Here is a 24073-nt window from a genome sequence, read left to right on the forward strand (position 1 = left end):
CCTGGGCCGGGGTGAGCACCCCGCCCGCCTGCTTGGCCACGCCCTGGAGGGCGGTCACCGCACCGGCGACGATGGCGCTGGCGCTGGAGGTGCCGCTGAAGGAACCGGTGTATGCCTTGTTCGGGTTGGTCTCGGACGGGGTCAGGTCCTGCCCGCCGGGAGTGCCCAGGGTCGCCGCGCAGGCGCCGTAGGCCTGGACGTCAACGCGCGAGCCGTACGTCGAGAACGACAACGCGGTTCGCGCAGCGGGCGGGGTGGATCCGGTGCAGTTCGTCCCACCGGGGCTGGGGGGCGCTCCCGCCCCGATCATGATGGCGCCGGAGTCGGGGCGGCCCATGATGGTGGTGGCGTAGGGGTCGGCCGGGTCGTCGAGGCTGTTGCCGCCGTTGCCCGCGGCCTCGATCACGGTCACTCCGGCCGCGGTGGCCAGCACCGTCTGGTCGTAGACGACGCTCTCCTCCTCCCAGGGGTACCAGCGGCCGGAGCTGTCGAGGATCAGCCCGACCTCGTACAGGATCACGTCGCCCGGCCCTGAGCGCGCGGTGGCGTAGGCGATGGAATCGGGAATGACGGTGCCGGACAGGTGCAGTGTGGCGTGCGGTGCGATGCCCGCCATGCCGAGTCCGTTGTCGTCCTGGGCGCCGATGATCCCGGCGGCGGCGGTGCCGTGGCCGACCGAGGAGTCGTTGGTGCACGGTTCGCCGAACATGGCGGGTACCTGGACCACTCCTCCGGTCGCGACGCGTCCGGCGAAGTCCTCATGACACAGGTTCCACTGGGTGGCGGCCCCGCTCAGCCGGGTCGGGCTGGTCCGGGCGGTGGTGGTGCCGTCGCCGAGCCGCCCGCTGCCGTTGGCACCCCAGGCGTAGAGCCACTGACCGGCTTTGCTGATGTTGTGTGCCAGGCCGGCCGCGATCCAGTCGCCGGACACGGGAATCGTGATGGGTGTGGTGGAGTCGGTGGTCGTGCCGTTGCCGAGCTGGCCCTGGGCGTTGTCGCCCCAGGCGTATGTCTGTGAGGTGCCTGAGGTCGTCGTGGCGATGCTGTGCAGGGCCCCCGCGAACACGCCATTGACGCCGGTCAGGCCGGAGACCGCGATCGGGGACTTCCTGTCGGTGAGGGTGCCGTCGCCGAGCTGGCCCTGGCTGTTGTCGCCCCAGGCCTTGACCGTGCCGCCGGACAGGAGGGCGAGCACGTGGTCGCCGCGGCTGCTGACCTGGCTGACGCCGGTCAGGCCGGGTACGGCGACCGGAGAGATCCTGTTGGTGGTCGTGCCGTCGCCGAGCTGGCCCTGGCTGTTGTCTCCCCAGGCCTTGACCGTGCCGTTGGCGAGCACGACGACGGAGTGACCGCTTCCCGCCGCGACGGTGCCGATCCCGGCGGAAACGCCGGTGAGCCCGGGAACGGTGATCGCGATCGAGGAGTCGGCGGTGCCGTAGCCGAGCTGGCGGTGGCTGTTGTCGCCCCAGGCCCGGACGGTGCCGTCCGCCAGTACGGCCAGGACGTGGCCGGGACCCGCGCTCACGCCCACCGCGTTGAAGATCCCGGCGACCTGCACCGGCACCGAGCTGTCGGTGGTCGTGCCGTTGCCTAGCTGCCCCTGGCTGTTGTCGCCCCAGGTCCACACGGTGCCGTCGGTCTTCAGGGCGACCGAGTAGCCGTTGCCCGCGGCGACGGTGGCGACGTTGCTCAGCCCGGGGACCCGCACCGGGACTTTCTTGGCCGTGGTGTTTCCCGTGCCGAGCTGCCCCTGGGCGTTGTCGCCCCAGGCCCACACCTCTCCGACCGTCGGGGTCCACGTCGCCATCAGCGAGTGATCGTCACCCACGGCGACGGTCTGCAGCCCGTACAGCGGGAGCACTGTGGACTGGACCTCGATGTCGGTGACGGTGACGTTGTCGCCCTTGCCGCCGGGCTGGGCGTTGGCGTAGTCGGCGTCGAGTCCTCCGCCTTGGACGGAGGCGGTCGCGTTGCGGTACTTCTGGTGCTGGCTCAGCGGCTCGGTGGGGGCCACGGGGATCGGCCTGGCCTGGGCGATCTCCACCGAGGACAGGGCGTTCAGGTCGTCCAGCAGCGACTCGATGCCCTTGGGCACGGTGACGACGAACCAGGAGTTCAGGTCGGGCAGCTCACGGCCGGTCCGCTTCTCCAGCTGGAGCCGTTGCTGGGTGACCTTCGCCTCGGGGACGGACGACAGCGGCCTGATCGACGCGCCCTCGTGCCTGGCCAGCACCCGCTGGATCTCGGAGGCGTCGGCGGTGTCCTCCGCGACGAGCTTCTGGTCGCGTAGCCGTACGGTGAGATCGGGCTTGAACTTCACCGAAAGCTCGGTCGTGGAGAACCCCTTGGGAAGCGGCCCGTGCGTTCCCGGGGCGACCCCCTTCTCCCCGCTGTGGTCGTAGGCCGGGGCCGGTTCGGCCGAGGCGGGGCTCGCCGAGACCACACCCGACAACGTGCCGACGGTCACAGCCAGTATGGCCGCGGCGAGCCGCCGCCGCGACGATCGAAACCCTCCGCGGTCCCGGTCATTGGAGTGAACTGACAACAAATTCTCCTTTGGTGTTTTCCGCGACGTACGAGTTCAGAGCCTTGCGATCGGTGACTCCGGGCATGCCGAAGAACGGCGGAACGCTCCCGCGAGCACGTCAAACCGAGGCGCCGCCGTCACGGGAAGACCTATTACCCGAACGATCGGCATGCGTTGTGAAAACAACAGACCCGACGAGTCAGCATAGGCCGATCACCCACGCGAAAATCAACAGTGAAAACGATTTACACGGTCGGCTATTAGGCGAACGCGCGGAGTCATTGTGCTGATTCTTGATGGATCGGGCCTGCCGTTTAAAAGTTACGCTTGACGGCGTCCGGAAAAAGTCGTAGAAATGACGGTCGTCAGACTCCCGGCCACCCGCTGCGCTCCGTATTCGTGTGGTCGTCATATGCCATCAAGCTGCGGGAGGGGCCGCTCTCAAAGCAGGTGTCCGGTTGATTTCGCCGCTGTGGAAGGTGTGCGCGGGCTACGCGTTCTCCTTGGGAAACCGGGATTCTCCTGTGAGGCTGAAGCTTCCGGCACGGGGCGGAGCCGAGCGAAACGCCCGGTGAAATGAGGGTTGCGGGAGCGCTCTCCACCGATGCCTGTCGCATGGGAAACATCCTCGCCGTACCGTGGGAAAAAACCCGTGGTTCTCAAAGATGTGAATGTGGTAAAGGGGCGTCCGGGTGGCGCTCGGTTGCGCGGGCAGCATGCCGGATACTGTTCGGGAGAACATGGAAACGCAGGGTGAACATGTCGGAGGGAAACGCAGGAAAGACAATGGCGTGCCGATCGGCTCGCACCGGTGGACGGCGGGCCCGATCTCGCTCGCCGAGATCGGGTGGGCATTCCACTGAGATCGCGGGGTCCGCGATGTCCCGTTCGCGAACGGAGACCGACTGTGACGCACGGTGACGGAAACGGATCGGTGGGCGTGATCGTGACCACCGTGATCGTGCTTTCGAGCGGGCAGGGCGGTGACCCGGCGGCACCCGGGGTGCGCCGGCGGTCTTTCACCTGCCTTCATGAGGCGGGTGCACCCGTGAGCCGAAACGCTTACCGGCGGAAGGGGATGCCGTGCCGAAACCTTAAACCCTCACGGGCACCCGGTCCGGTCATGCTGGGCGTAGGGACGAAGCGGGGACACCGCAGAGGAGAAGAGGAGACCGGTGACAGTGACCGCGCTGACGCAGGAAACGGTTGGAGCCCTCGCCGGGGAGGTGGCGACCCCCTCGTACGACCGCTCCGGGCTCACTGCCGGCATCGTCCACTTCGGGGTCGGCGGGTTTCACCGCGCGCACCAGGCGATGTACGTCGACCGGCTGATGAACGAGGGCGGGGCGCGTGACTGGGCGATCTGCGGTGTCGGGGTCCTGCCGGGCGACGCGCGGATGCGGGATGTGCTGAGGGCGCAGGACGGCCTCTACACGCTCGTGCTGAAGCATCCGGACGGGACGCGCGAGGCCCGCGTCATCGGGTCGATCGTCGAGTACCTCTTCGCCCCCGACGACCCGGAGGCGGTCGTCGAGAAGATGGCCGACCCCGCGATCCGGATCGTTTCGCTCACGGTGACCGAGGGCGGCTACAACATCCATCCCGTCACCGGGGAGTTCGACGCGGAGGACCCCGGGATCCGTGCCGACCTGGAGCGGGGCGCGGTCCCCGCCACGGTTTTCGGGCTCGTCACCGAGGCGCTGCGCCGCAGGCGCGTCAGGGGGACCACCCCGTTCACCGTCATGTCGTGCGACAACATCCAGGGGAACGGGGACGTCGCGCGCCGCGCCTTCACCGCGTTCGCCGGGCTCGCGGATCCCGAGTTCGCCGCCTGGATGGACGGCGCCGTCGCGTTCCCCAACTCCATGGTCGATCGCATCACCCCCGTCACGACCGACCGGGACCGGCGGGACCTGGTCTCGCGATTCGGTGTCGAGGACGCCTGGCCGGTCGTCTGCGAGCCGTTCACCCAGTGGGTGCTCGAAGACCGTTTCCCCGCAGGACGCCCCGCCTTCGAGGGGGCGGGGGTCCAGGTCGTCGCGGATGTGGAACCGTACGAGCTGATGAAGCTGCGTCTGCTGAACGCCGGGCACCAGGCGCTCTGTTACTTCGGCTACCTCAGCGGATACCGGTACGCCCATGAGGCGGCGACCGACGCCGCGATCGCGAGGTTCCTGCTGGACTACATGGACGTCGAGGCCACGCCGACGCTCAGGCCCGTGCCGGGCATCGACCTGGACGCCTACAAGCGGACCCTCGTCGAACGGTTCGCCAACCCCGAGGTGCGCGACACACTGGCGAGACTGTGCGCCGAGTCGTCGGACCGGATCCCGAAATGGGTGCTTCCCGTCGTGCGGGAACAACTGGCGCGCGGTGGTGAGATCGTCCGGGCGGCCGCGGTGGTGGCCAGCTGGGCCAGATACGCCGAGGGAGTCGACGAGTCCGGCGAGCCGATCGAGGTCGTCGACCGGCTGAGGGACCGTCTGACGGCCGCCGCGAGGGCGCAGCGCGAACATCCGACGGCGTTCATCGAGAATCGGGACCTCTTCGGCGACCTGGCCGACGACCGGCGGTTCGTCGAGCCGTACGTCCGCGCGCTCGGCTCACTGCACGCCAACGGCGCCCGCGTGACGGTACAGGAGCTCGCGGGGGGCGGGATATGTGCGTGAGGCGAGGATTTCCCTCAGCCAAAGAAAACCAAAGTTTCGTATTTTTTCCTAGAAAATATTACATGTGAGTTTACGTGGCAATTTTTGCGATATAAACCTGTCCTCGTTGCCCTCACCTGCGATGTCAGGAGGTGCGGTGGACAATGGACTGCCATTCATCCCAGCCGAGCAGACGCGATTTCCTCCGGGGAGCCATGGCCGTGGGGGCGTCGCTGACTCTGGCAGGGAGCCTCAGCTCCTGCGGCTCCAGGGGAGACGCACCGCGGACCGCGGGCGGTGACCAGTGGCGCCAGTTCAAGGGAACCACCTTGAACTTCATCTCGGAGAACACCGCTCCCACAGCGGCCATCGCCGCGAATGTCAGCCCGTTCACCGATCTGACGGGGATCAACGTCAACATCGTGACGCTGGAGCTGACCGCTCTCGTCCAGCGGGTCGCCCTTGACCTGGCGTCGGGGCGGGCCCAGTACCAGGTGATCTACGCCGACCCCTACCAGGTGCTCGCGCCCTACCAGCGGGGGCTGGTCGACCTGCGCTCGCTGCAGGCCGACCCGGACCTGCCGGACCTGCCGGGCGGCGTCGCGGACTTCATCCCCACCCAGCTGGACGCGGCCGGGCGGTTCGTCGAACCGGGGCCCGTCTACGCGCTGCCGTACGACGCGCCGACGATGATCTGGCAGTACCGGCGCGACCTGTTCGACAAGTACCACGACCGCATGGCCAACGACCTCGGGTTCGATCCGACCCCGGGCGGTGACCGGACGTGGGAGGAGTACTACAGGATCGCCGACTGGTTCAACAAGCATGCCAAGGCGGACGTCGCGTACGGCACCGGACACCAGGCCCGCCAGCACGACTCCCTGATGAACGACTTCAGCAACGTGCTCTGGTCGTACGGCGGCGCCTACTTCGACAACGGCAAGGAGGTCGGCCGCATGGGGTCGCGGGACCCCGGCCCGAGCAGGCTCGACTCGGAGGCCGCGATCGCGGGCGCGGAGTTCTACCAGCGACTGCTGTCCATCGCCGACCCCGCCTCCAAGACATGGGACTGGGACGGCGTCGGCGCCGCGCTCCGCGCGGGCAGGCTGGCGATGTGCCCCAACTGGCACGAGTACGCGGCCAGCAACGAGGAGGTGCTGCCCGGCAAGGTCGACTACGCGCCGCTGCCGAAGGGCCCCGCGGGCACCGCCAACATGTACGGGGGCACGGGGGTCGCGATCAGCGAGAACACACTGCCTCACGAGCGCGGCGCGGCCTGGTTGTTCATCGCGTGGGCCACCTCGCCGCAGACGCAGCTCGCCAACCTCAAGAGCAAGGCGGGCGGAGGCACGCCGACGCGGACCTCCGTCTACGAACTGCCCGAGGTGCGCGCGGCCGAGAAGAGGCCCTCGCCGATGCCCAACATGCTCACCGCCACCGCGGTACGGCAGGCTTGGCGGCCCGACAAGATCGGCCTTCGGCCCAAGATCCCCATGTGGAACGAGTGCAATACCGCGATCTTCACACAGCTGTCCCGGATGCTCACCGGGGCCGGGTCGCCGGAGGAAACGATGCGTTCGATCAAGTCACGGGTTGACCAGATCGTGGCACGAGGGTGGGTGGCCTAGATGGCACACGCCGCAGACTCCTCCTCGGTGCTCCGCCGGTCGAGCGGCCCCGAGACCGTGGCTCCGAAGGAGCCGCACGTCGGATTCGAGGGCAGGATGATGGCACCCGGCCTGATCCTGCTGGCCGCGCTGTCGATCGTGCCCTTCCTCGCCCTGATCGCGATGAGCTTCTCCCATGTCGGCCTGCTGGGCGGGGTGCGGCTCAGACCGGTCGGCCTCGGCAACTGGGCCCGGTTCTTCACCGACGCCGACATGTGGATGTCGTGGCTGCGCACGGTCGTCTACTTCGTGCTCACGGTCGGGCTCGAGATGGTCCTGGGCGTCGGCATCGCCCTGTGCCTGTACCGCGTGCTGCGCGGCCGTAACGTCCTGCTCAGCCTGGTGCTGCTGCCGATGTTCGCCGCGCCCGTGATCGTCGGCCTGCTGGGCCGCTACCTCACCGACTCCACCTTCGGCCTCTACGCCTGGATGCTGCGCTCGCTCGGCTACACCGGAGACATCCTCGGCAGCCCGGTCAGCGCCTTCGCCGCGGTCGTGCTGATGGACGTGTGGGAGTGGACCCCGCTGATCGCCCTGATCACCCTCGCGGGCCTGTCCAGCGTGCCGCAGTCGGTGCGCGAGGCCGCCGCCGTCGATGGTGCCCCGGCGTGGATGACGTTCAGGTACATCATCTTCCCGGCGATCTCCAACGTGCTGCTCGTCGCGCTGCTCATCCGCTCGATGGACGCCATCCGCTATTTCGACATCATCTGGGTCACCACCAACGGCGGCCCCGCGGACGCGACCAAGATCGTTCCTATCCGGCTCTACGAGACCGCGTTCCGCTTCTTCGACTTCGGTTACGCCGCGGCCATCGGCCTGGCGATGCTGGCCTTCTCGATCTTCATCGCCCGTACCTTCGTCAGGCTTCTGGACACCAGGGGGTTGACCCGATGAGCACCCCGATGACACCGTCGGCGCATCGGCGAGTTGTCCCCGGCCAGGCGGCGCGGGGAAACGGGCAGGTGACCGCCGCCCCGTCGGGGGTGCCGCAGTCGCCGCTCGAGGCCAGCAGCAGGCGTTCCCGGTGGACGGTGACGCTCCTGCTCGCCGTGGCCATGCTCTGGACGCTGGTCCCCCTGCTCTGGATGCTGCTGTCGTCGTTCAAGAACCGTACAGACGTGACAGCGGCCACGCCGCAGGTCCTGTTCGCGCCGACCCTGGACAACTACCGCAACCTGTTCAGCGGGCCCAACAACCTCGGGCCCTACATCCTGCACAGCGTGCTGGCCGCGGGGATCTCCGCGTTGCTCGCGCTCTGCCTGGGCGCGCTCGCCGGGTACGGCCTGGCGCGGACCAGGATGCACGGCAAGAAACACCTGGCCTTCTGGATCATCTCGACGCGCATGGCGCCCATCGCGGCGATCGTGGTCCCGCTGTTCCTCATCTTCCGCGGGCTCGGCCTGATCGACTCGATCCCCGGTCTCGTGCTGGCCTACCTGACCTTCAACCTGCCGTTCGCCATCTGGCTGATGAGCGCGTTCTTCGCCGAGGTTCCGCCCTCCCTGGAGGAGTCCGCGCTCGTCGCGGGCTGCACCCGCTGGCAGGCCTTCCGCATGGTCATCCTCCCGCTGACCAAGTCGGGGCTGGTCACCACCTTCGTGCTGTGCCTCGTCTTCGCCTGGAACGACTATGCCTTCGCCGTCGTCTTCTCGGGGCCGAACTCCCAGACGCTGCCCATCGCCGCCTCCCAGCTCGTCACCCAGACGGGCATCGACTGGGGGCAGCTCACCGCGATCGGCACGATCGTGGTCGTGCCGATGATGCTCGCCGGGCTCGCCGTGCGCCGCTGGCTGGTCACCGGCCTGACCCTCGGTGCCGTCACCGGAGAGTAGGAGTGCCCGCCATGAACGGACCCACGATGCGCGTGGCCGTACTGCGCGGTGTGGGGAAGATCGTGCTGGAGGAGCGGCCCCGGCCGGAACCAGGGCCGGGGGAGGTGCTGGTACGGGTCGCGTCGGTCGGTACGTGTGGTTCCGACGTGCACTACTACGAGCACGGGCGGATCGGGGACTTCGTGGTCGAGGCGCCGCTGGTGCTCGGCCACGAGCCGTCGGGGACCGTGGCCGCCACGGGGGCGGGGGCCGACCGACACCGCCCGGGGCAGCGCGTCTCGGTCGAGCCTGGGACGCCCGACTTCACCTGCCCGCAGTGCCTGGCGGGGCGGTACAACCTCTGCCCGGGGATGCGGTTCTTCGGCACCCCTCCGATCGACGGCGCGTTCTGCGAGTACGTCGTGGTGCGGGAGGAGTTCGCCCATCCCGTCCCCGACACCATGTCCGCCGACGCCGCGGCCCTGGTCGAGCCGCTGTCGGTGGCCGTGTGGGCCTGCGGGAAGGCGCGGGCGGGGCCCGGCGCCCGGGTGCTCGTCACCGGTGCGGGCCCGGTCGGGCTGCTTTGCCTGCAGGCGGCGCTGGCCTTCGGCGCCACCGACGTCATGATCACCGATGTCAATCCCGTTCGCCTCGGGATGGCCCGCGATCTGGGCGCGAGCGTGGCGCTCGACGTGGGGGAGAACGACCTGGCCGACGTGGCCTTCCAACCGGACGTGCTGCTCGAATGTTCGGGGGATCCCGCCGTCGCCGGAGAGGCGGTGCGTGAGGTCGGGAGAGCGGGACGGGTCGTCCTGGTCGGCATGGGCGGGGACGAGATCACGCTGCCGCTGTCCCACCTGCAGACGCGCGAACTCGAGGTGACGGGCACCTTCCGTTACGCCAACACCTGGCCCTCGGCCATCGCGCTGGCGGCCACGGGACGCGTCCGGCTGGACGCGCTGGTCACCGGCCACTACGGCCTGGCCGAGGTCGAGCGGGCACTCACCGCGGGCGCCCGCGACCCCGGGCTCGTCAAGGCGGTCGTCCGGCCGCAGGAGTGACGGCCTCCAACGACTTCAAGGAGAGACCAATGGCCAAAGTGCTCTACGACGAGGCGACACGCGTCTATCCCGGAACCGCGCGGCCCGCGGTCGACGCCCTCGACCTCGACATCTCCGATGGCGAGTTCCTGGTCCTCGTCGGCCCCTCCGGCTGCGGGAAGTCCACCTCCCTGCGCATGCTCGCCGGGCTGGAAAGGGTGGACGGCGGGCACATCGCCATCGGTGAGCGCGACGTCACCCATCTGCCGCCGCGTGACCGGGACATCGCGATGGTCTTCCAGAACTACGCCCTGTACCCGCACATGTCGGTCGCCGACAACATGGGCTTCGCGCTGCGGGTGATGAAGACGCCGAAGGAGGAACGCGACCGCCGGGTTCGCGACGCCGCCCGCCTGCTGGACCTGGAGGAGTACCTCGATCGCAAACCCAAGGAGCTCTCCGGAGGGCAGCGGCAGCGCGTGGCCATGGGGCGGGCGATCGTCCGTGAGCCGCAGGTGTTCCTCATGGACGAGCCGCTGTCCAACCTGGACGCGAAGCTGCGCGTGCAGACCCGCACCCAGATCGCCGCCCTGCAGCGCAGGCTCGGCGTGACGACGGTCTACGTCACTCACGACCAGGTCGAGGCCATGACGATGGGGGACCGGGTGGCCGTCCTCAAGGACGGGCTCCTTCAGCAGGTCGCCACGCCGTTGCACCTCTACCAGCATCCGGCCAACGTCTTCGTCGCGGGCTTCATCGGCTCGCCCTCGATGAACCTGGCCGAGTACCGCGTCGAAGGCGAGGACGCGGTCCTCGGCGGGACACGGGTCAGACTGGCCCGTGAGACGCTCGACGCGCTCAAGAAGGAGGGCGGCGACCGCGTCGTCCTGGGCTTCAGGCCCGAGGCCGTCGACCTGGTCGCCGACACAGCCGTCGACGCCGGGCTCAGCTCCTTCCCGGTCACGGTCACCGTTGTCGAGGAACTGGGCTCCGACGCCTTCCTGTACGGCCAGTACGCCGACGAGGCTCATCCGGCGCTTCTCGAGCAGACCGTCATCGCCCGCGTCGACCCCAACGCCCCGCCCGCCAAGGGGGACCGGGTCCGGCTGCGGATCGTCCCGGGAAAGGAGCGGCTCTTCTCCGCGATCACGGGGCGGCGGCTGCCCCCCTGACCGCGTCGGGATCGCCGTGGTGCCGCGCTTTTAGGCGCAGGCGGCGTAGAGGACGTCGCGTAGTCCGGGCAGGTCCTCCCTGTCGTCGCGCCAGACGAGCCGCAGGCTCAGGTCCGGGGCCGAGAGGGCGAGTTTGGTGAGTGTGCCGGACTCCAAGGCGGTGGACACCGCGAACTCGGGGAGCAGGCAGATCCCCAGGCCCTGTTCGGCCCAGGCGCGCATCACCGGAACCCCGCCGGCCTGGACCCGTTCCGGTCCGGGGCCAATGATCTTTTCGGCGGCCAGCAGGAAGGAACAGTTCGACACGTTGACCAGAAGCCGTTCGCCGGACAGGTCGCCGGGGCTCAGGTGGGGGCGCCCGCGCAGCCGGTGGCCGGGGGCCGCGACCAGGGCGAGCGGGACCGCGCCGACGTCGAGGAAGGTCAACGGCGCTGGTGGCGGTGGAAAGCCGAGATCCCCCAGAGCGTCGCCGGTGTCCAGGAGCAGCGCCGCCTCCAGCCGGCCTGCGGCCACGTCGGCGAACAGGTCGTCCCGGCTCATGGCGGGCCGCACCCCGACGCGGACGTCGGGGCGGCGTCCGGCGAGCCTCGCCAGCACCTGCGGCACGTAGGCGGCGGCGATGGTCTCCAGTGCGCCCAGACGCAGTTCCTGCTGCTGCCCGGTCACCTCGCGGCGCGCCTGCTCGGCCTGATCCAGCAGACGGCGGGCCCAGCCGAGCAGGCGTTCACCCGGCCCGGTCAGACGCATGCCCCTGGACGTCCGTTCGAACAGCGCCACGCCCAGCGACTTCTCCAGAGTGCGGATCTGCTCGGAGACGCTGGAGGGGGCCATCCCGAGGGCGACGGCGGCGTCGGTCACTGTCCTGTGTCGTGCCACAGCCTCGAAGGTCCGCAACTGGCGCAGTTCCATGCCTCTCCCAACCCGCGGCGGGCGTTCGGAATTTCCGAACGGAGGGTACGGGTGCGCCGGTGGAGACGACGGAGCCCTGCCCGGACAGTGGAGGGCATGACGTCTCTCCAGTCCTCTCCCGCAGGCGAACTCCCGGACGGTCCCTCGGACGGACGGGCCCCGGCGACGGCCAGGACCGGTCGCAGGCCCCTCGCGCTGCTGGGCATCTCGCTCGGATACTTCATGGTTCTGCTGGACATGACCGTGCTCTCGGTCGCGGAGCCGGATCTGGCCGCCTCGTTGCGCGCCTCGATCGTCGGTCTGCAGTGGGTGACCACGGGTTACACGGTGGTGTTCGGCGCGTTGCTGTTGTCGGCCGGGGCGGTCGCCGACCGGTACGGCGCGCACCGGGTCTTCCGCGCCGGTGTCGTGGTGTTCGGGCTCGGATCGCTGCTGTCGGCCCTTGCCCCGGCACTGGAGCCCCTGGTCGTGTTGCGCGCGGTGCTCGGCGCCGCCGGGGCCGCCTGCGTGCCTGCCTCCATGGCGATGATCGCGCTGCTCTACCCGGACCCGGCGGAGCGCACCCGCGCCGTGGCGGCCTGGGCCGCCATCAGCGGAGCCGCGGTGGCCGCGGGCCCGATCGCCGGTGGCGTGCTGGTCGACCTGGCGGGCTGGCGGGCGATCTTTCTGGTCAACGTGCCGATCGCGGTGCTGGTGCTCGCGCTGACCACGGGGCGAGTGACCGAGCGCGCACGTGGCGACCGGCGGATCGACTGGACGGCGCAGCTGGCGGCCTGCACGGTGCTGGCGCTGCTGACCGACACGCTCGTCGCCGCAGGCTCACGTTCCTGGGCGCACGCGGCCGGATCGGGGGCGGCCACGGTGTTCGTGGCCGCCGTGTTCATTGCCCTGGAACGGCGCAGCACGGCCCCCGTGGTCAACCGGGCGCTCCTGCGCGGCGCAGGCGTGCGGACTGGGCTGGCGGCGGGCGCGGCGGTGAACTTCGCCCTCAACGGGAGCCTGTTCGTGCTGCCGTTGCTGTTCCAGCAGGACCGCCACCTCAACGCGGCCGTCAGCGGCCTGGCGTTCCTGCCGCTCACCTTGCCGTTCGTGCTCAACCCGCCGGTGACCGGCCGGATCGTGGCGCGTTTCGGCCCGCGCCCACCCATTCTGACAGGGATGACACTGCTCACCGCGGGCGGCGTCACGCTCGGCTGGGCGGCCTGGACAGGGGCCGGATACGGCTGGCTTGCCCTGGGACTGTCGCTCACCGGATTCGGTGTGTCGTTCGTGCTGCCCGCCCTGGTCTCCGCCGTCGTCGGCGCCGCCCCCGAAGGGACGGCGGGATCCGCCGGAGGGCTGCTCAACGCCGTTCGCCAAACCGGGGCCACGCTCGGGGTCGCCGCCATGGGAGCCCTCGCCGGCCTGGGCACCGTGATCGGATCGGCCTACGCGCTCCTGCTGTCGGCCTCGGTGTGCGCCGCGGCCGGAGTCTGGTTCGCCCTCGGCGCGGCGCGGCCGAACCACCGGTGACGACGACCCCGCCCCTGAGAAGCGAGGTGCCGGGCCGTCAATCGGCGACCCGGCCCGCGGACGACCTCTGAAATTCACCGCCCGGCACCGGCGGCCTGCCTGGGCCGGCACTCTCGGTACCGGCCCGGTTTCGCATAGCGCCGCTACGAGGATGCGATCTTGATCGTCTCCACGACCTTGGCGCCGCCGCAGAGCGACGGGGTCACCCACCGGCCGGTGGAGTAGAGCCGGGTCTGGTCGGCGTGATGCGGGGAGGTGGGGTCGGCCGCCTGGCCGTAGGTGAGCAGGGTGCGCACCCCGGGGCAGCCGGTGTCATTGAAGGAAACCTGCTGGAGGTAGGTGTTGCCGTAGGCGGGCACGAGGTGGCCGCCGTCCCACTCGCCTTCGAGCACGTTGAGCCCGTCGTCGAGGCCACCGCCGGGGATGGGGATGCGCCGTCCTCCGTCGGCCACGTACTGCCGGTCGCCGAGCCGGGCGTCCAGCGGGACTCCGGCCGTCCGCATCCAGGCCACCGCGTCGCCCAGCGCCTTGAGGTCCGGCTTGGGGTCGCGCGGGGTGCGCAGCGGATCGGCGGCGTCGAACGGCACCCGCCAGTCGGGGGTGCCGAGAAGCTGCCAGTAACGGGTGAACAGCAGCGCGCCCCGGCTGCCGACGTCGAAGCGCCGGTCCCACTTCGCCAGCACCTGGCACGCCCGCCGTACCTCGGCCGAGCCCGCGCAGTCGCGGACCAGGGCGTCGACCGCCAGGTCGGCGGCGTAGGAGCGGCTGTCGAGGTTGAGGTCCCACAGGTCGCCGCCGTCGAAGGGCCCCTTCTTCAGCCGTTCGGTCAGGGAGAGCAGGCCCGCCCTGGTCCGCAGGCTGCGCGGGGTCGCGCCGTCGCCGGTGACGCGAGGGAAGCCGATGAGCGGCCGGTCCAGGCTGCTCAGCCAGTGGCTGTCGTTGGCGTTGAAGGTGTAGTCGCGATTGCGCAGCACCGGGAGGCGGGCGGGGCCGACCGTGCCGGGCACGAGGCTGTCGGGGTCGGTGCCCGGCGCGCAGGCGCTCCGGGAGCCGTCGACGATGGCCATGCCGCTCACCATCGTGCTCACGCAGGCGTCGGGGATGTTGGGGACGCCCTGGATGTCGGCGTAGAGCGCCTGGCCACGGGAGTCGGCGGCGATCGTGTTCCCGGTGCTGCTCTGGTTGGTGCGCAGGACCGTCAGCAGGTCGTCGGTGGTCTTGGCGCGAGCGAAGCCGTACCAGGAGTTGAGCAGCCGGAGGTTGCCCTTGGTGGCGCTGGCCACGGCGTAGGTGTCGCCGTCGATCGTCACCGCCGGGCCGTACCTGGTCGAACGGAGCGTCCTGGTCGTGGTCGTGCCCCCGGCGAGGTTCACACCGACCCGGCGTTCGGTCATCTTCTCGGGACGACCGTCGACCACGTAGGTGGTGGAGTCTTTGAGGGTCAGCTTGACCAGCGCCATCGGCTTGGCGGTCGAGATGGTGTGGCTCCACCCGACGGTCGGGGTGTAGCCGACGACCATCAGCGGCAGGCCGAGCAGCGTGGCCCCGGAGACGTCGAGTGTGCCGGGTACGGTCAGCTGCGACTGCCAGAAACGGCTTTGCCCGACCCATCCCAGGTGCGGGGCGCCCAGGATCACGCCACCGCCACCGCGGGTGGACTTCCCGCCGAGCGCGATCGCGTTGCTGCCGGGGGTGGCGGTGGGAGCGGGGGGAGTGGTGGGAGCGCCGGGGGCGGGCTGGAATCCGTTGGCCACGAACGCCGACTCCCCCGCCAGTGTGAACAGTGTCAGGTACTGCAGGCGGAAGATGTCCAGGTCGGTGATCGGACGTACCCAGGCAGCCCCCTTGCAGGCAGGGTCGGTGATGCGTGCTTCGCGCAGGTACCTGTTGTATCCGGCCGCGAAGCCACGCGCCGCCTGCCTCACCTCCGGCAGCGGGCCGTACGGCGCGGACCGCGCCAGCAACCGTTCGAGCTGCCCGTCCTCGGTCTGGCTGCGGATGAACAGGTCGCTGGCCAGGTTCGTCGCCGCGCCGGGAGCGTAGCCGGGCCTGGGGGCGGTGTCGGGCCCGAAGAAGCGCGACCGCTCGCCCCTGGCGGTCAGATAGGACTCGGCCATCGCGCACACGTTGTCACGAGCCTGCGCGTATCCCTGACCGAACGTGGCCCCTTCGACGGTGTTCGCGGTGATGTGCGGGATGCCGTAAGCGGTGTACTGAATGGTGGCCGCCGGGCCCGCCGTGGTTTCGGCATGAACCGCGGCGGGCGCCAGTGCGAGCGTCGCGGTCAGGCCCCACAGGAGCGTTTTGCTGGATCTCATACCCGCTGATCATTGTCGGGGGGCCTGTCGCTCCACATCGTGTATGAGTCGGGTTCGGCGTGTACCAAAGTAGGGGGCGAAGTGCTCCGAAGTATCGAACCGTGACAGCGGAAAGCCCCCTCGAACGCCGCCCCTGCCTACTCCCCGGCGACCGGCCGGTAGGTGCACACGTGCGTGCCGGTGCCGCTGATGACCGTGGAGACCAGCTCGAGCGTGCGCGGCACACCGTCACCGGGGAAGATCGTCTTACCGCCGCCGAGGATCACCGGCATGATCATGAGCCGGAGCTCGTCGACCAGGCCCTCGTGCAGGAGGGCGCGCACGAGCGTGGGGCTTCCCATGACCAGCAGGTCGCCGCCATCGGTCTCGCGTAGCTCGCGGATGCGGGCCACGGCCTCGCCGCCGGGGATGCGGGTGGTGTTGTCCCAGGTCAGGTCGTCCTCGCTCAGTGTCTTGGACACGACGTACTTCGGGATGGCGTTCATCCTGTCGGCGAACGGGTCGCCGGCCCGCTCGGGCCACGCCGCGGCCATCGTCTGCCATGTGCGGCGCCCGAACAGCAGCGCTCTGGCCTTGGTCAGCGCGTCGTCGAAGGCGCCGCCGACCACCTCCGGATCGAAGAACGGGTGTGACCAGCCGCCGTGGGCGAAGCCACCGTCGGTGTCCTCGTCGGGTCCGCCCGGCGCCTGCACGACGCCGTCCAAGCTCATGAACTCACTGACCACGATGCGCATGGGACTCGCTCCTCTGGGGGTGTGCCTTGGTTACGGCGTCGGCCTGCGGCCGGATATTCGGATGACGGCGACGGCGACCCGGTGGTCGCTCCTCGACCGGCTCGACGAGTCCGTGTGATTTCTCGATCACTTCCACTTCGAGCATGCCTTCACGCTATCTGCCGACGATTCAAATTGTCAAGACAAAATAATTTGTCGGCTGCGTCGTTCCTGTCCGGGTTCTTGGGTGGGGGTGTCCGCGATGCGTCCCGGCCCGTCGGGCGCTGGGCGGCGAACTCGAGATCTACTTCTCCGTCGGCTATTGCGGCACGCGACGTCATGACGGAAAGTGGTCGCATGGTTACAGCAAACTTCACCCCATGGAACGGGCTGCCGCCGGAGGCACGACAGGCGGGCTTCGAACAGGACCATCAGATCCTCTATGTCGCACGGGTCGCGTACGGGGGCGGCCTGCACCTCGGGAAGATCCGGGCCGACTGGCGCGCGGCCGCCATCCCCTTCGGTGGCCAGGAGGTGTGGGTCGATGGGGCCGAGGTCTGGACACATCGGCTGAGCGATGGCTCCGGCGGTGTGTGGAACGTTCCCGGTGGCTCTCCCGGCGATGCGGTCGTCTGCGGCCACGAGGCCGACGGCACCCCGTTGTACGCCGCCCGCGCCTACCACAACGGCGGCCTGCACCTCGGGAAGTGGCGAGCGGACTGGACGGCCGCGGCCATTCCGTACGGCGGCGAGGAGCTGTGGATATCCCGGTTCTCTGTCCTTAGCCCCGGCCAGTACATCGACGGCGACCCCGCCTTCGAGTGGCAGCGTCCCTGAGTCATCGCAGCCCATGTCCCGCGCCGAAGCCTGCGCCGGTCTATCGGGGCGGGCGTAGGGCTCCGGCGGAGACGGCCATGATCGCGGCCAGCAGGGCGGGGATGCCCAGGGCCGCGGGCAGGCCGACGAGCTCCGCCGCTCCGCCGATGATCGCGGGGCCCGCGACGAGGCCCGCGTAGCCGATGGTGGCGACCTGGGCGATGCCGTGCCCCGCGCGGGCGGGGTCGTGATTGCCCGCGGCGGAGAAGACCTGGGGCACGATCGTGGCCAGGCCGAGGCCGAACAGGGCGAAGCCCGCGATCGCGACGGGGATGCTGCCGACGAGGAGCGCGGTGCCCAGGCCCGCGGCGGCCAGGAGGCCGGAGTGGCGGACCAGGCGGACCGGGCCGAGGCGCAGGGCCAGGTGGTCTCCGGCGAAGCGGCCCACGGTCATCGCGGTCGAGAAGACGGCGAAACCGAGGGCGGCGACGCCCTGCGGGGCGTGGAGGTCCTCGAAGAGGTAGACGGCGGTCCAGTCGACGGCGGCGCCCTCGCCGACGAGCCCGGCGAAGGCGACGGCGCCGATCAGCGCGATCCAGCCGGACCAGCGGGCGCGGGTGGCCGTACGGGGGTTCTTCGCGGCCGGAGGGGCGTGGGGCAGGAGGTGGCGCCTGACGAGAAGGCAGGCGAGGGCCAGGGGGACGCCGGTGGCGGCCAGGGTGGTGCCCGCCCCGGTGCCGAGCCAGGCGAACAGGCCGCCCAGTCCCGCGCCGAGGAGGCCGCCGACGCTGTACATGCCGTGGAAGCCGGACATGAGGGGCCTGCCGTACGCGCGCTCGACCTCGACGCCGTGGGCGTTCATGGAGACATCGAGGGAGGCGCTGACGACGCCGTACAGGAAGAGGGCGGCGACGAGGAGAGGCAGGGTGGGGGCGTAGCCGGGCGGGATGACGGCCAGGGTCGTGGCGACGGCTGCGGGGGTGACGACGCGGGCGCTGCCGAAACGGTCGGTGAGGCGTCCCGCGAAGCGCATCCCGACGATGAGCCCGGTGGTGAGGGCGAGCAGGCCGTAGCTGAGCTGCCCGTTGCCGAGGCCGAGGTCGTGCTTGACGGCGGGGATGCGGGCGGCCCAGGCGCCGGAGACGGTGCCGAGCAGCACGAAGAAGAAGGACACGGCCCGGCGGGCGCCGGTCACCTGCCGGATCGCGGTGCCACTCATGGCGCCCCCGGGGTCTCTGGTTTCGCGGCGACATTCAACCACGCGCCTGCTCGACGGAGGGAGAAGCCCCTTCGTCACGGATGATCTGGCGGCGGGCCTCGCCCAAGAGGAGGACGGCGACCCTCGCGAGGCGGGCGGCCACGCCGTCGCGGCGGGTTTTCCTCAGGAGGCGTCGCGCCGGTAGAGCGCGGCGGTCGTGGCCTCGATCCTGGTCATGACGCTCAGGAGGTCGTTGAGGGTCGGTGTGTCGAGGCATTCGAGGAGGTGGCGGAACTCGGCGAGACCCGCGTCCGTTATCCGCTCGATGAGGGAACGGCCCGCGGGGGTGAGCTCGACGCGGCGGATGCGGCGGTCGTTGGGATCCTCACGGCGGGCGACCAGGCCGTGGCCGACGAGGCGGTCGACGATGCCGGTGACGGTGCCGAGACCCACGTCGAGGTGGTGGGCCAGATCCTGCCCCGAGGCGGAGTCCTGGTAGGACAGGATCATCACGACCTTGAGCTGGCGCATCGTGAGGTTGGAGTCGAAAAGGGGGGACGGCGGGCGCCGCTGGGCGAGGAATCGCCCAAGGTCCCTCTGCATCTCGCCGATTCGGCTGATCAGCCGGTCGCGTTCGTCGTCCACACTCACCTCTCGCTTCCTGAGAAGGTTATCAGGATTGCAAGGCGACGTTAAATATTCGTATAAGGCGAAGTGTTAGTCTGGGGCAAACTTATTGTGACATCTCCCTCAGGCCCCTTAGGAGTCCGCCCCCATGACCGCCCTGGCCAGGTTGAGTCTCGCCAACCGCAGCCTTGTCATAATGATCGCGGTCGTGTTGAGCGCGTTCGGCGCCTTCGCGATCCCCTCGCTCAAACAACAGTTGCTGCCCTCCCTTTCGTTCCCCGGGGCCTTCGTGGTCGCCCCCTATCTGGGAGCCTCCCCCGAGATCGTCGAGGAGCAGGTCACCAAGCCCATTGAGGACAGTTTTCAGGGCATCGAGGGGGTCACCGAGGTGACCTCCACCTCCAGGGAGGGGATGTCGCAGGTCCAGGTGTCGTTCGAGTACGGCACTGACATCGACGCCTCGGTGAGCAAGATGCAGCAGGCGATCGCACGGATCGACGCCCAGTTGCCGGACGGAGTCGACCCCCAGGTCCTGGCGGGCGGCACCGACGACATCCCGGTGCTGGTGCTGGCGGTGGCCGCGGGCGGTGACCAGCGGGCCGTCGCCGACAAGCTCCAGAAGGTCATGGTGCCGGAGCTGCAGGGCATTGACGGCGTGCGCGAGGCGACGGTGAGCGGCACGCGGGACGAGACCGTGGTGATCACTCCTGACAGCAAGAAACTCACCAAGCGGGGACTGGCGCCGACGGCGGTGGCGGACGTGCTGCGCGCCAACGGCCAGTCGATCCCCGCGGGCAGCCTGACCGAGGACAAGACGTCGCTGACGGTTCAGATCGGCAGCCAGATCACCTCGATCGAGGACCTCGAGAACCTCTACATGCAGCCCGCCTCGTCCCCGCAGGCCCAGCAGCAGGGGGCGCCGCAGGGCCGTACGGGCGCGGCGGCGCAGGCGGCACTCGGCGCACGGGGGCCGCAGCAGCAGGCGGCACCCCCGGCGGCTCCCAAGCCTCCCAAGCCCGTCAAGCTCGGTGACGTCGCCAAGATCGAGCGGTCGCTGGCGGAGAGCACCTCGCTGACGCGCACCAACGGCAAGCCGAGCCTGGGCATCTCGGTGACCATGACGCCCGACGGCAACGCGGTGGCGATCTCCCACGCGGTACGCGAGAAGCTGCCGGAGATGGAGAAGGCGGTCGGCGGTTCCGCCAAGGTAACCGTGATCTTCGACCAGGCGCCCTACGTCGAACGCTCCATTGAGGATCTGACCACCGAGGGCCTGCTCGGCCTGGCCTTCGCGGTGCTGGTCATTCTGATCTTCCTGCTGTCCCTGCGCTCAACGCTGGTGACGGCGATGTCCATCCCGCTGTCCGTGGTCATCGCGCTGATCGCGCTCTGGCTCGGCGACTACTCGCTGAACATGCTGACCCTGGGCGCGCTGACCATCGCGGTCGGCCGCGTGGTCGACGACTCGATCGTGGTTCTGGAGAACATCAAGCGCCACCTCGGGTACGGCGAGGCCAAGCGGGACGCCGTGCTGGCGGGTGTGCGCGAGGTGAGCGGCGCGGTGACGGCCTCGACGTTGACCACGGTGGCGGTCTTCCTGCCGATCGCGGTCGTCGGCGGCATGGTCGGGCAGCTGTTCGCGCCGTTCGCGATCACGGTGTCGGTCGCGCTGCTGGCCTCGCTGCTGGTGTCGCTGACGGTCATCCCGGTGCTGGCGTACTGGTTCCTGAAGGCGCCCGTGCTCAGCCCCGAGGAGGCGCGCGCGGTGCGGGAGGAGGCCGAGGCCAAGGAACTGCGCAGCCCGCTGCAGCGGATCTACCTGCCGGTGCTGCGCTTCGCGACCAAGCGGCGGCTGATCACCGTCCTGGTCGGCATCGTGATCTTCGTGGGAACGATGGGCCTGGCCGGACGCCTTCAGACCAACTTCCTCGACTCCTCGGGCCAGAACACCCTCTCCCTGAGCCAGAAGATGCCCCCGGGCACGGACCTGGCCACGACGGACGCGGCGGCCAAGCAGGTCGAGCAGGTGCTCGGCTCGTTCAAGGAGGTCGAGTCCTACCAGGTCAACGTGGGCTCCGGCGGCGGTTTCATGAGCGCGGCCGGTGGTGGCGGGGGCGGGGACCACGCCTCCTACTCGGTGACGATGGCCGAGGGGACCGACACCTCCGCGCTTGAGAACACGCTGCGCGATCGGTTCAAGAAGCTTCAGGACGTCGGTGAGATCACCGTCGGCGGCTCCCAGGGCGGCCCCGGCGGCGGCTCGACCAACCAGCTCCAGGTGATCGTGCAGGCACCCGACATCGAGACGCTGCGCAATGCGGCCGAGACGGTGCGCGGCGCGGTGGCCGGCATGGACGGGCTGCGGGACGTCTCCTCCAACCTGGAGGCCAGCGCCAAGCGCGTCGAGGTCCAGGTCGACCGGAAGAAGGCCGCGGCCAAGGGGCTGACCGAGGCACAGATCGGGCAGCTCGTCGCGCAGGCGTTCAGAGGCGCGCCGCAGGGACAGATCACCCTCGATGGGCGGGCCAGTGACCTGATCCTGCGCAACGGCGACGCCCCCGAGGACGTGGCGGCGATCGGCAAGCTGAAGCTGCCGACCGCGACCGGGACGGTCAAGCTGTCGGATGTGGCCAAGGTCGCCAAGGTGGACGGGCCGACGCAGGTGACTCGCATCGACGGGGAGCGCAGCGCGACGATCTCGGGTACGGCGACCGGCAGTGACCTGGGCAGCATCACCACGACGCTGACCGCCAAGCTGAAGGGCCTGACGCTGCCCACCGGGGCGACGTACACCATCGGCGGCGTGAGCGCCGACCAGGGCGAGGCGTTCGGCCAGCTCGGGCTGGCGATGCTGGCGGCCATCGCGATCGTCTTCATGATCATGGTGGCGACGTTCCGCAGTCTCGCCCAGCCGCTGGTGCTGCTGGTCTCCGTGCCGTTCGCCGCGACCGGCGCCATCGGGCTGCTGCTGGCCACCGGCACGCCGCTGGGTGTGCCCGCGCTGATCGGCATGCTGATGCTCATCGGCATCGTCGTGACCAACGCCATCGTGCTGATCGACCTGATCAACCAGTACCGCGAGCGGGGGTTCGGCATCGTCGAGGCGGTGATCGAGGGCGGTCGCAGGAGGCTGCGGCCGATTCTGATGACCGCGGTCGCGACGATCTTCGCGCTGATCCCGATGGCGCTCGGCCTGACGGGTTCCGGCGGGTTCATCTCCCAGCCGCTGGCGATCGTGGTCATCGGCGGTCTGCTGTCGTCGACGCTGCTGACGCTGGTGCTGGTGCCGACGCTGTACGTGATGCTCGAGCGGACCAAGGAGCGCTTCCGCCGCACGCCGAAGGCGGGCAAGCACGAGGCCGAGGCGAAGGCTCAGGACGACGACAGGCTGGCCCCGGTCGGCTAGTCCCGTCCCGCCGCTTCACCGGGCCGCCGCCCCGGCGGCCCGGCAGGCCGCCGCACGACATCGCCGTCTTTCGTACGGCGGGCCCACAGGGCCTCGTGCGGCGGCTTCGCCGTACGGCAGGCTCCGGCCTCGGGCACCGTACGGCGGAGCATGACGGTGGGGAAGGCACGCCGGAGCCGGGGAGCCCGGTCACGGGGGAGGGGACCCCGGGCAGGTCGTGGCCGCCGGTCGCAATAGACTGAGGCAACGTGACTGCCAAGCCTCGCATCCCCAACGTTCTGGCCGCCCGCTACGCCTCGGCGGAGCTGGCCCGCCTGTGGTCTCCCGAATACAAGGTGGTGGCCGAACGCCGCCTGTGGCTGGCGGTGCTGGCCGCGCAGGCCCAGCTGGGGGTCGCGGTGCCCGAGGAGGCCGTCGCCGACTACGAGAAGGTCGTCGAGCAGGTCGACCTGGCCTCCATCGCCGAGCGTGAGCGGGTCACCCGTCACGACGTCAAGGCCCGTATTGAGGAGTTCAACGCGCTGGCCGGGCACGAGCACGTGCACAAGGGCATGACATCGCGGGACCTCACGGAGAACGTCGAGCAGCTGCAGATCCGCGACAGCCTCGTCCTGGTCCGCGACCGATGCGTGGCGCTGCTGGCGCGCCTCGGCGCGCTGGCGGCCGAGCACTCCGGCACGGTGATGGCTGGGCGCTCGCACAACGTGGCCGCGCAGTCGACCACGCTGGGCAAGCGGTTCGCGTCGGCGGCCGACGAGCTGCTGGTGGCCTTCGCCCGGCTGGAGGAGCTCATCGCCCGCTACCCGCTGCGCGGGATCAAGGGCCCCGTCGGCACCGCCCAGGACATGCTGGACCTGCTCGGCGGAGACCGGGAGAAGCTGGCGCTGCTGGAGGACCGGGTCGCCGCGCACCTGGGGTTCGCGCACCGGCTGACCAGCGTCGGGCAGGTCTACCCCCGGTCGCTGGATTACGAGGTGGTCACCGCGCTGGTGCAGCTGGCCGCCGCCCCCTCCTCACTGGCCAAGACCATCCGGCTGATGGCCGGTCACGAACTGGTGACCGAGGGCTTCGCCGAGGGACAGGTCGGCTCCTCCGCGATGCCGCACAAGATGAACACCCGCTCGTGCGAGCGTGTCAACGGGCTGACGGTGGTGCTGCGGGGATACGCCTCCATGGTGGGAGAGCTGGCCGGAGACCAGTGGAACGAGGGCGACGTGTCCTGCTCCGTGGTGCGGAGGGTGGCCCTCCCGGACGCCTTCTTCGCCTTCGACGGCCTGGTGGAGACGATGCTCACGGTGCTGGGAGAGTTCGGCGCCTTCCCCGCGGTCATCGCCGCCGAGCTGGACCGCTACCTCCCGTTCCTGGCCACGACCAAGATGCTGATGGCCGCGGTGCGGGCCGGGGTGGGCAGGGAGAGCGCCCACGAGCTGATCAAGGAGTACGCCGTCGCCTCCGCGCTGGCGATGCGTGAGCGCGGGGCGGGCAACGAGCTGGTCGAGCGCCTGGCCGCCGACGAGCGTTTCCCTCTCGACCGTGCCGCGCTGCGAGAGCTGCTGGACGAGCGGATCTCTTTCACCGGTGCGGCGGCCGACCAGGTGGAGACGGTCGTGGCGCGGATCGACGAGATCGTCGCCCGTTATCCGGCCGCGGCGGGTTACGCTCCGGGAGCGATCCTCTAGAACTCCGGACAGTCCCCCCGAAATCCC

Annotated in this window: 17 protein-coding genes; 10 read left to right on the forward strand and 7 right to left on the reverse strand. The window is 69.9% G+C overall.

What is annotated here, in order from left to right:
- On the reverse strand, positions 1-2467 hold a 2467-nt coding region (locus tag AB0395_RS41325), incomplete at its 3' end, for a S8 family serine peptidase (protein WP_366291565.1).
- Between the two features lie 1235 nt (positions 2468-3702).
- Between AB0395_RS41325 and AB0395_RS41330 the strand changes: the two genes are divergently transcribed.
- The 6 genes from AB0395_RS41330 (at position 3703) to ugpC (ending at position 10868) form a co-directional block, all read left to right on the forward strand.
- A complete protein-coding gene (locus AB0395_RS41330; protein WP_366291568.1) occupies positions 3703-5196 on the forward strand; it encodes a mannitol dehydrogenase family protein in 1494 nt (497 codons plus the stop codon).
- A gap of 308 nt (positions 5197-5504) precedes the next feature.
- A complete protein-coding gene (locus AB0395_RS41335; RefSeq protein ID WP_366291572.1) occupies positions 5505-6803 on the forward strand; it encodes an extracellular solute-binding protein in 1299 nt (432 codons plus the stop codon).
- Positions 6804-7739: a sugar ABC transporter permease gene (locus AB0395_RS41340; protein WP_366291575.1), complete on the forward strand. Its 936-nt coding sequence runs from the start codon at positions 6804-6806 to the stop codon at positions 7737-7739.
- A complete protein-coding gene (locus AB0395_RS41345; protein ID WP_366291578.1) occupies positions 7736-8677 on the forward strand; it encodes a carbohydrate ABC transporter permease in 942 nt (313 codons plus the stop codon). Before AB0395_RS41340 ends, AB0395_RS41345 begins: the two co-directional genes overlap by 4 nt.
- 11 nt (positions 8678-8688) lie before the next feature.
- A complete protein-coding gene (locus tag AB0395_RS41350) occupies positions 8689-9717 on the forward strand; it encodes an NAD(P)-dependent alcohol dehydrogenase (RefSeq protein ID WP_366291581.1) in 1029 nt (342 codons plus the stop codon).
- Positions 9718-9746: 29 nt separating this feature from the next.
- Positions 9747-10868 carry a sn-glycerol-3-phosphate ABC transporter ATP-binding protein UgpC gene (gene ugpC / locus AB0395_RS41355; RefSeq protein WP_366291584.1) on the forward strand — a complete coding sequence of 374 codons (1122 nt, stop codon included), beginning with the start codon at positions 9747-9749 and terminating at the stop codon, positions 10866-10868.
- Between the two features lie 30 nt (positions 10869-10898).
- On the opposite strand, the gene AB0395_RS41360 is transcribed toward ugpC, so the two are convergent.
- Positions 10899-11777 carry a LysR family transcriptional regulator gene (locus tag AB0395_RS41360; RefSeq protein ID WP_366291587.1) on the reverse strand — a complete coding sequence of 293 codons (879 nt, stop codon included), beginning with the start codon at positions 11775-11777 and terminating at the stop codon, positions 10899-10901.
- Positions 11778-11873: 96 nt separating this feature from the next.
- Here AB0395_RS41360 and AB0395_RS41365 point away from each other — a divergent pair, with 96 nt between their 5' ends.
- Positions 11874-13289, forward strand: a complete 1416-nt coding sequence (locus AB0395_RS41365) for an MFS transporter (RefSeq protein WP_366291590.1) — start codon at positions 11874-11876, stop codon at positions 13287-13289.
- A 143-nt stretch (positions 13290-13432) separates the two neighbouring features.
- Here AB0395_RS41365 and AB0395_RS41370 read toward each other — a convergent pair whose 3' ends face one another.
- Both AB0395_RS41370 and AB0395_RS41375 read right to left on the reverse strand, forming a co-directional pair.
- The gene (locus tag AB0395_RS41370; RefSeq protein WP_366291592.1) at positions 13433-15607 is read right to left on the reverse strand and encodes a penicillin acylase family protein; all 2175 of its coding nucleotides are present in this window, start codon (positions 15605-15607) and stop codon (positions 13433-13435) included.
- 137 nt (positions 15608-15744) lie between these two features.
- Positions 15745-16341, reverse strand: coding sequence for a dihydrofolate reductase family protein (locus AB0395_RS41375; RefSeq protein ID WP_366291595.1), 597 nt, complete (start codon positions 16339-16341; stop codon positions 15745-15747).
- A gap of 336 nt (positions 16342-16677) precedes the next feature.
- Between AB0395_RS41375 and AB0395_RS41380 the strand changes: the two genes are divergently transcribed.
- Complete coding sequence (locus AB0395_RS41380; protein ID WP_366291598.1) at positions 16678-17157, forward strand: DM9 repeat-containing protein; 480 nt, start codon at positions 16678-16680, stop codon at positions 17155-17157.
- A 40-nt stretch (positions 17158-17197) separates the two neighbouring features.
- On the opposite strand, the gene AB0395_RS41385 is transcribed toward AB0395_RS41380, so the two are convergent.
- Together AB0395_RS41385 and AB0395_RS41390 are read right to left on the reverse strand one after the other, a co-directional pair.
- Complete coding sequence (locus AB0395_RS41385; RefSeq protein WP_366291601.1) at positions 17198-18355, reverse strand: MFS transporter; 1158 nt, start codon at positions 18353-18355, stop codon at positions 17198-17200.
- A 162-nt stretch (positions 18356-18517) separates the two neighbouring features.
- Positions 18518-18985, reverse strand: a complete 468-nt coding sequence (locus tag AB0395_RS41390; protein ID WP_366291604.1) for a MarR family transcriptional regulator — start codon at positions 18983-18985, stop codon at positions 18518-18520.
- 124 nt (positions 18986-19109) lie between these two features.
- Between AB0395_RS41390 and AB0395_RS41395 the strand changes: the two genes are divergently transcribed.
- A complete protein-coding gene (locus AB0395_RS41395) occupies positions 19110-22367 on the forward strand; it encodes an efflux RND transporter permease subunit (protein WP_366291607.1) in 3258 nt (1085 codons plus the stop codon).
- Here the strand turns inward: AB0395_RS41395 and AB0395_RS41400 are convergent.
- On the reverse strand, positions 22364-22519 hold the full coding sequence (locus tag AB0395_RS41400) for a hypothetical protein (protein ID WP_366291610.1): 156 nt from the start codon (positions 22517-22519) through the stop codon (positions 22364-22366). The genes AB0395_RS41395 and AB0395_RS41400 overlap by 4 nt on opposite strands.
- Before the next feature lie 96 nt (positions 22520-22615).
- On the opposite strand from AB0395_RS41400, the gene purB reads away from it, so the two are divergent.
- A complete protein-coding gene (gene purB / locus AB0395_RS41405; protein WP_366291612.1) occupies positions 22616-24046 on the forward strand; it encodes an adenylosuccinate lyase in 1431 nt (476 codons plus the stop codon).
- The last annotated feature ends 27 nt before the right edge of the window (positions 24047-24073 follow it).

It is taken from the genome of Streptosporangium sp. NPDC051023 (assembly GCF_040689595.1).
Classification (GTDB): Bacteria; Actinomycetota; Actinomycetes; order Streptosporangiales; family Streptosporangiaceae; genus Streptosporangium.

Bases quoted from the DNA above. Each gene is read 5' to 3' on its own strand.
- AB0395_RS41350 (WP_366291581.1), top strand. From the start codon at position 8,689: ATGAACGGACCCACGATGCGCGTGGCCGTACTGCGCGGTGTGGGGAAG.
- AB0395_RS41375 (WP_366291595.1), bottom strand. From the start codon at position 16,341: ATGCGCATCGTGGTCAGTGAGTTCATGAGCTTGGACGGCGTCGTGCAG.
- AB0395_RS41395 (WP_366291607.1), top strand. From the start codon at position 19,110: ATGACCGCCCTGGCCAGGTTGAGTCTCGCCAACCGCAGCCTTGTCATA.
- AB0395_RS41365 (WP_366291590.1), top strand. From the start codon at position 11,874: ATGACGTCTCTCCAGTCCTCTCCCGCAGGCGAACTCCCGGACGGTCCC.
- AB0395_RS41385 (WP_366291601.1), bottom strand. From the start codon at position 18,355: ATGAGTGGCACCGCGATCCGGCAGGTGACCGGCGCCCGCCGGGCCGTG.
- AB0395_RS41370 (WP_366291592.1), bottom strand. From the start codon at position 15,607: ATGAGATCCAGCAAAACGCTCCTGTGGGGCCTGACCGCGACGCTCGCA.
- AB0395_RS41340 (WP_366291575.1), top strand. From the start codon at position 6,804: ATGGCACACGCCGCAGACTCCTCCTCGGTGCTCCGCCGGTCGAGCGGC.
- AB0395_RS41380 (WP_366291598.1), top strand. From the start codon at position 16,678: ATGGTTACAGCAAACTTCACCCCATGGAACGGGCTGCCGCCGGAGGCA.
- AB0395_RS41345 (WP_366291578.1), top strand. From the start codon at position 7,736: ATGAGCACCCCGATGACACCGTCGGCGCATCGGCGAGTTGTCCCCGGC.
- AB0395_RS41360 (WP_366291587.1), bottom strand. From the start codon at position 11,777: ATGGAACTGCGCCAGTTGCGGACCTTCGAGGCTGTGGCACGACACAGG.
- ugpC (WP_366291584.1), top strand. From the start codon at position 9,747: ATGGCCAAAGTGCTCTACGACGAGGCGACACGCGTCTATCCCGGAACC.
- AB0395_RS41400 (WP_366291610.1), bottom strand. From the start codon at position 22,519: ATGCTCCGCCGTACGGTGCCCGAGGCCGGAGCCTGCCGTACGGCGAAG.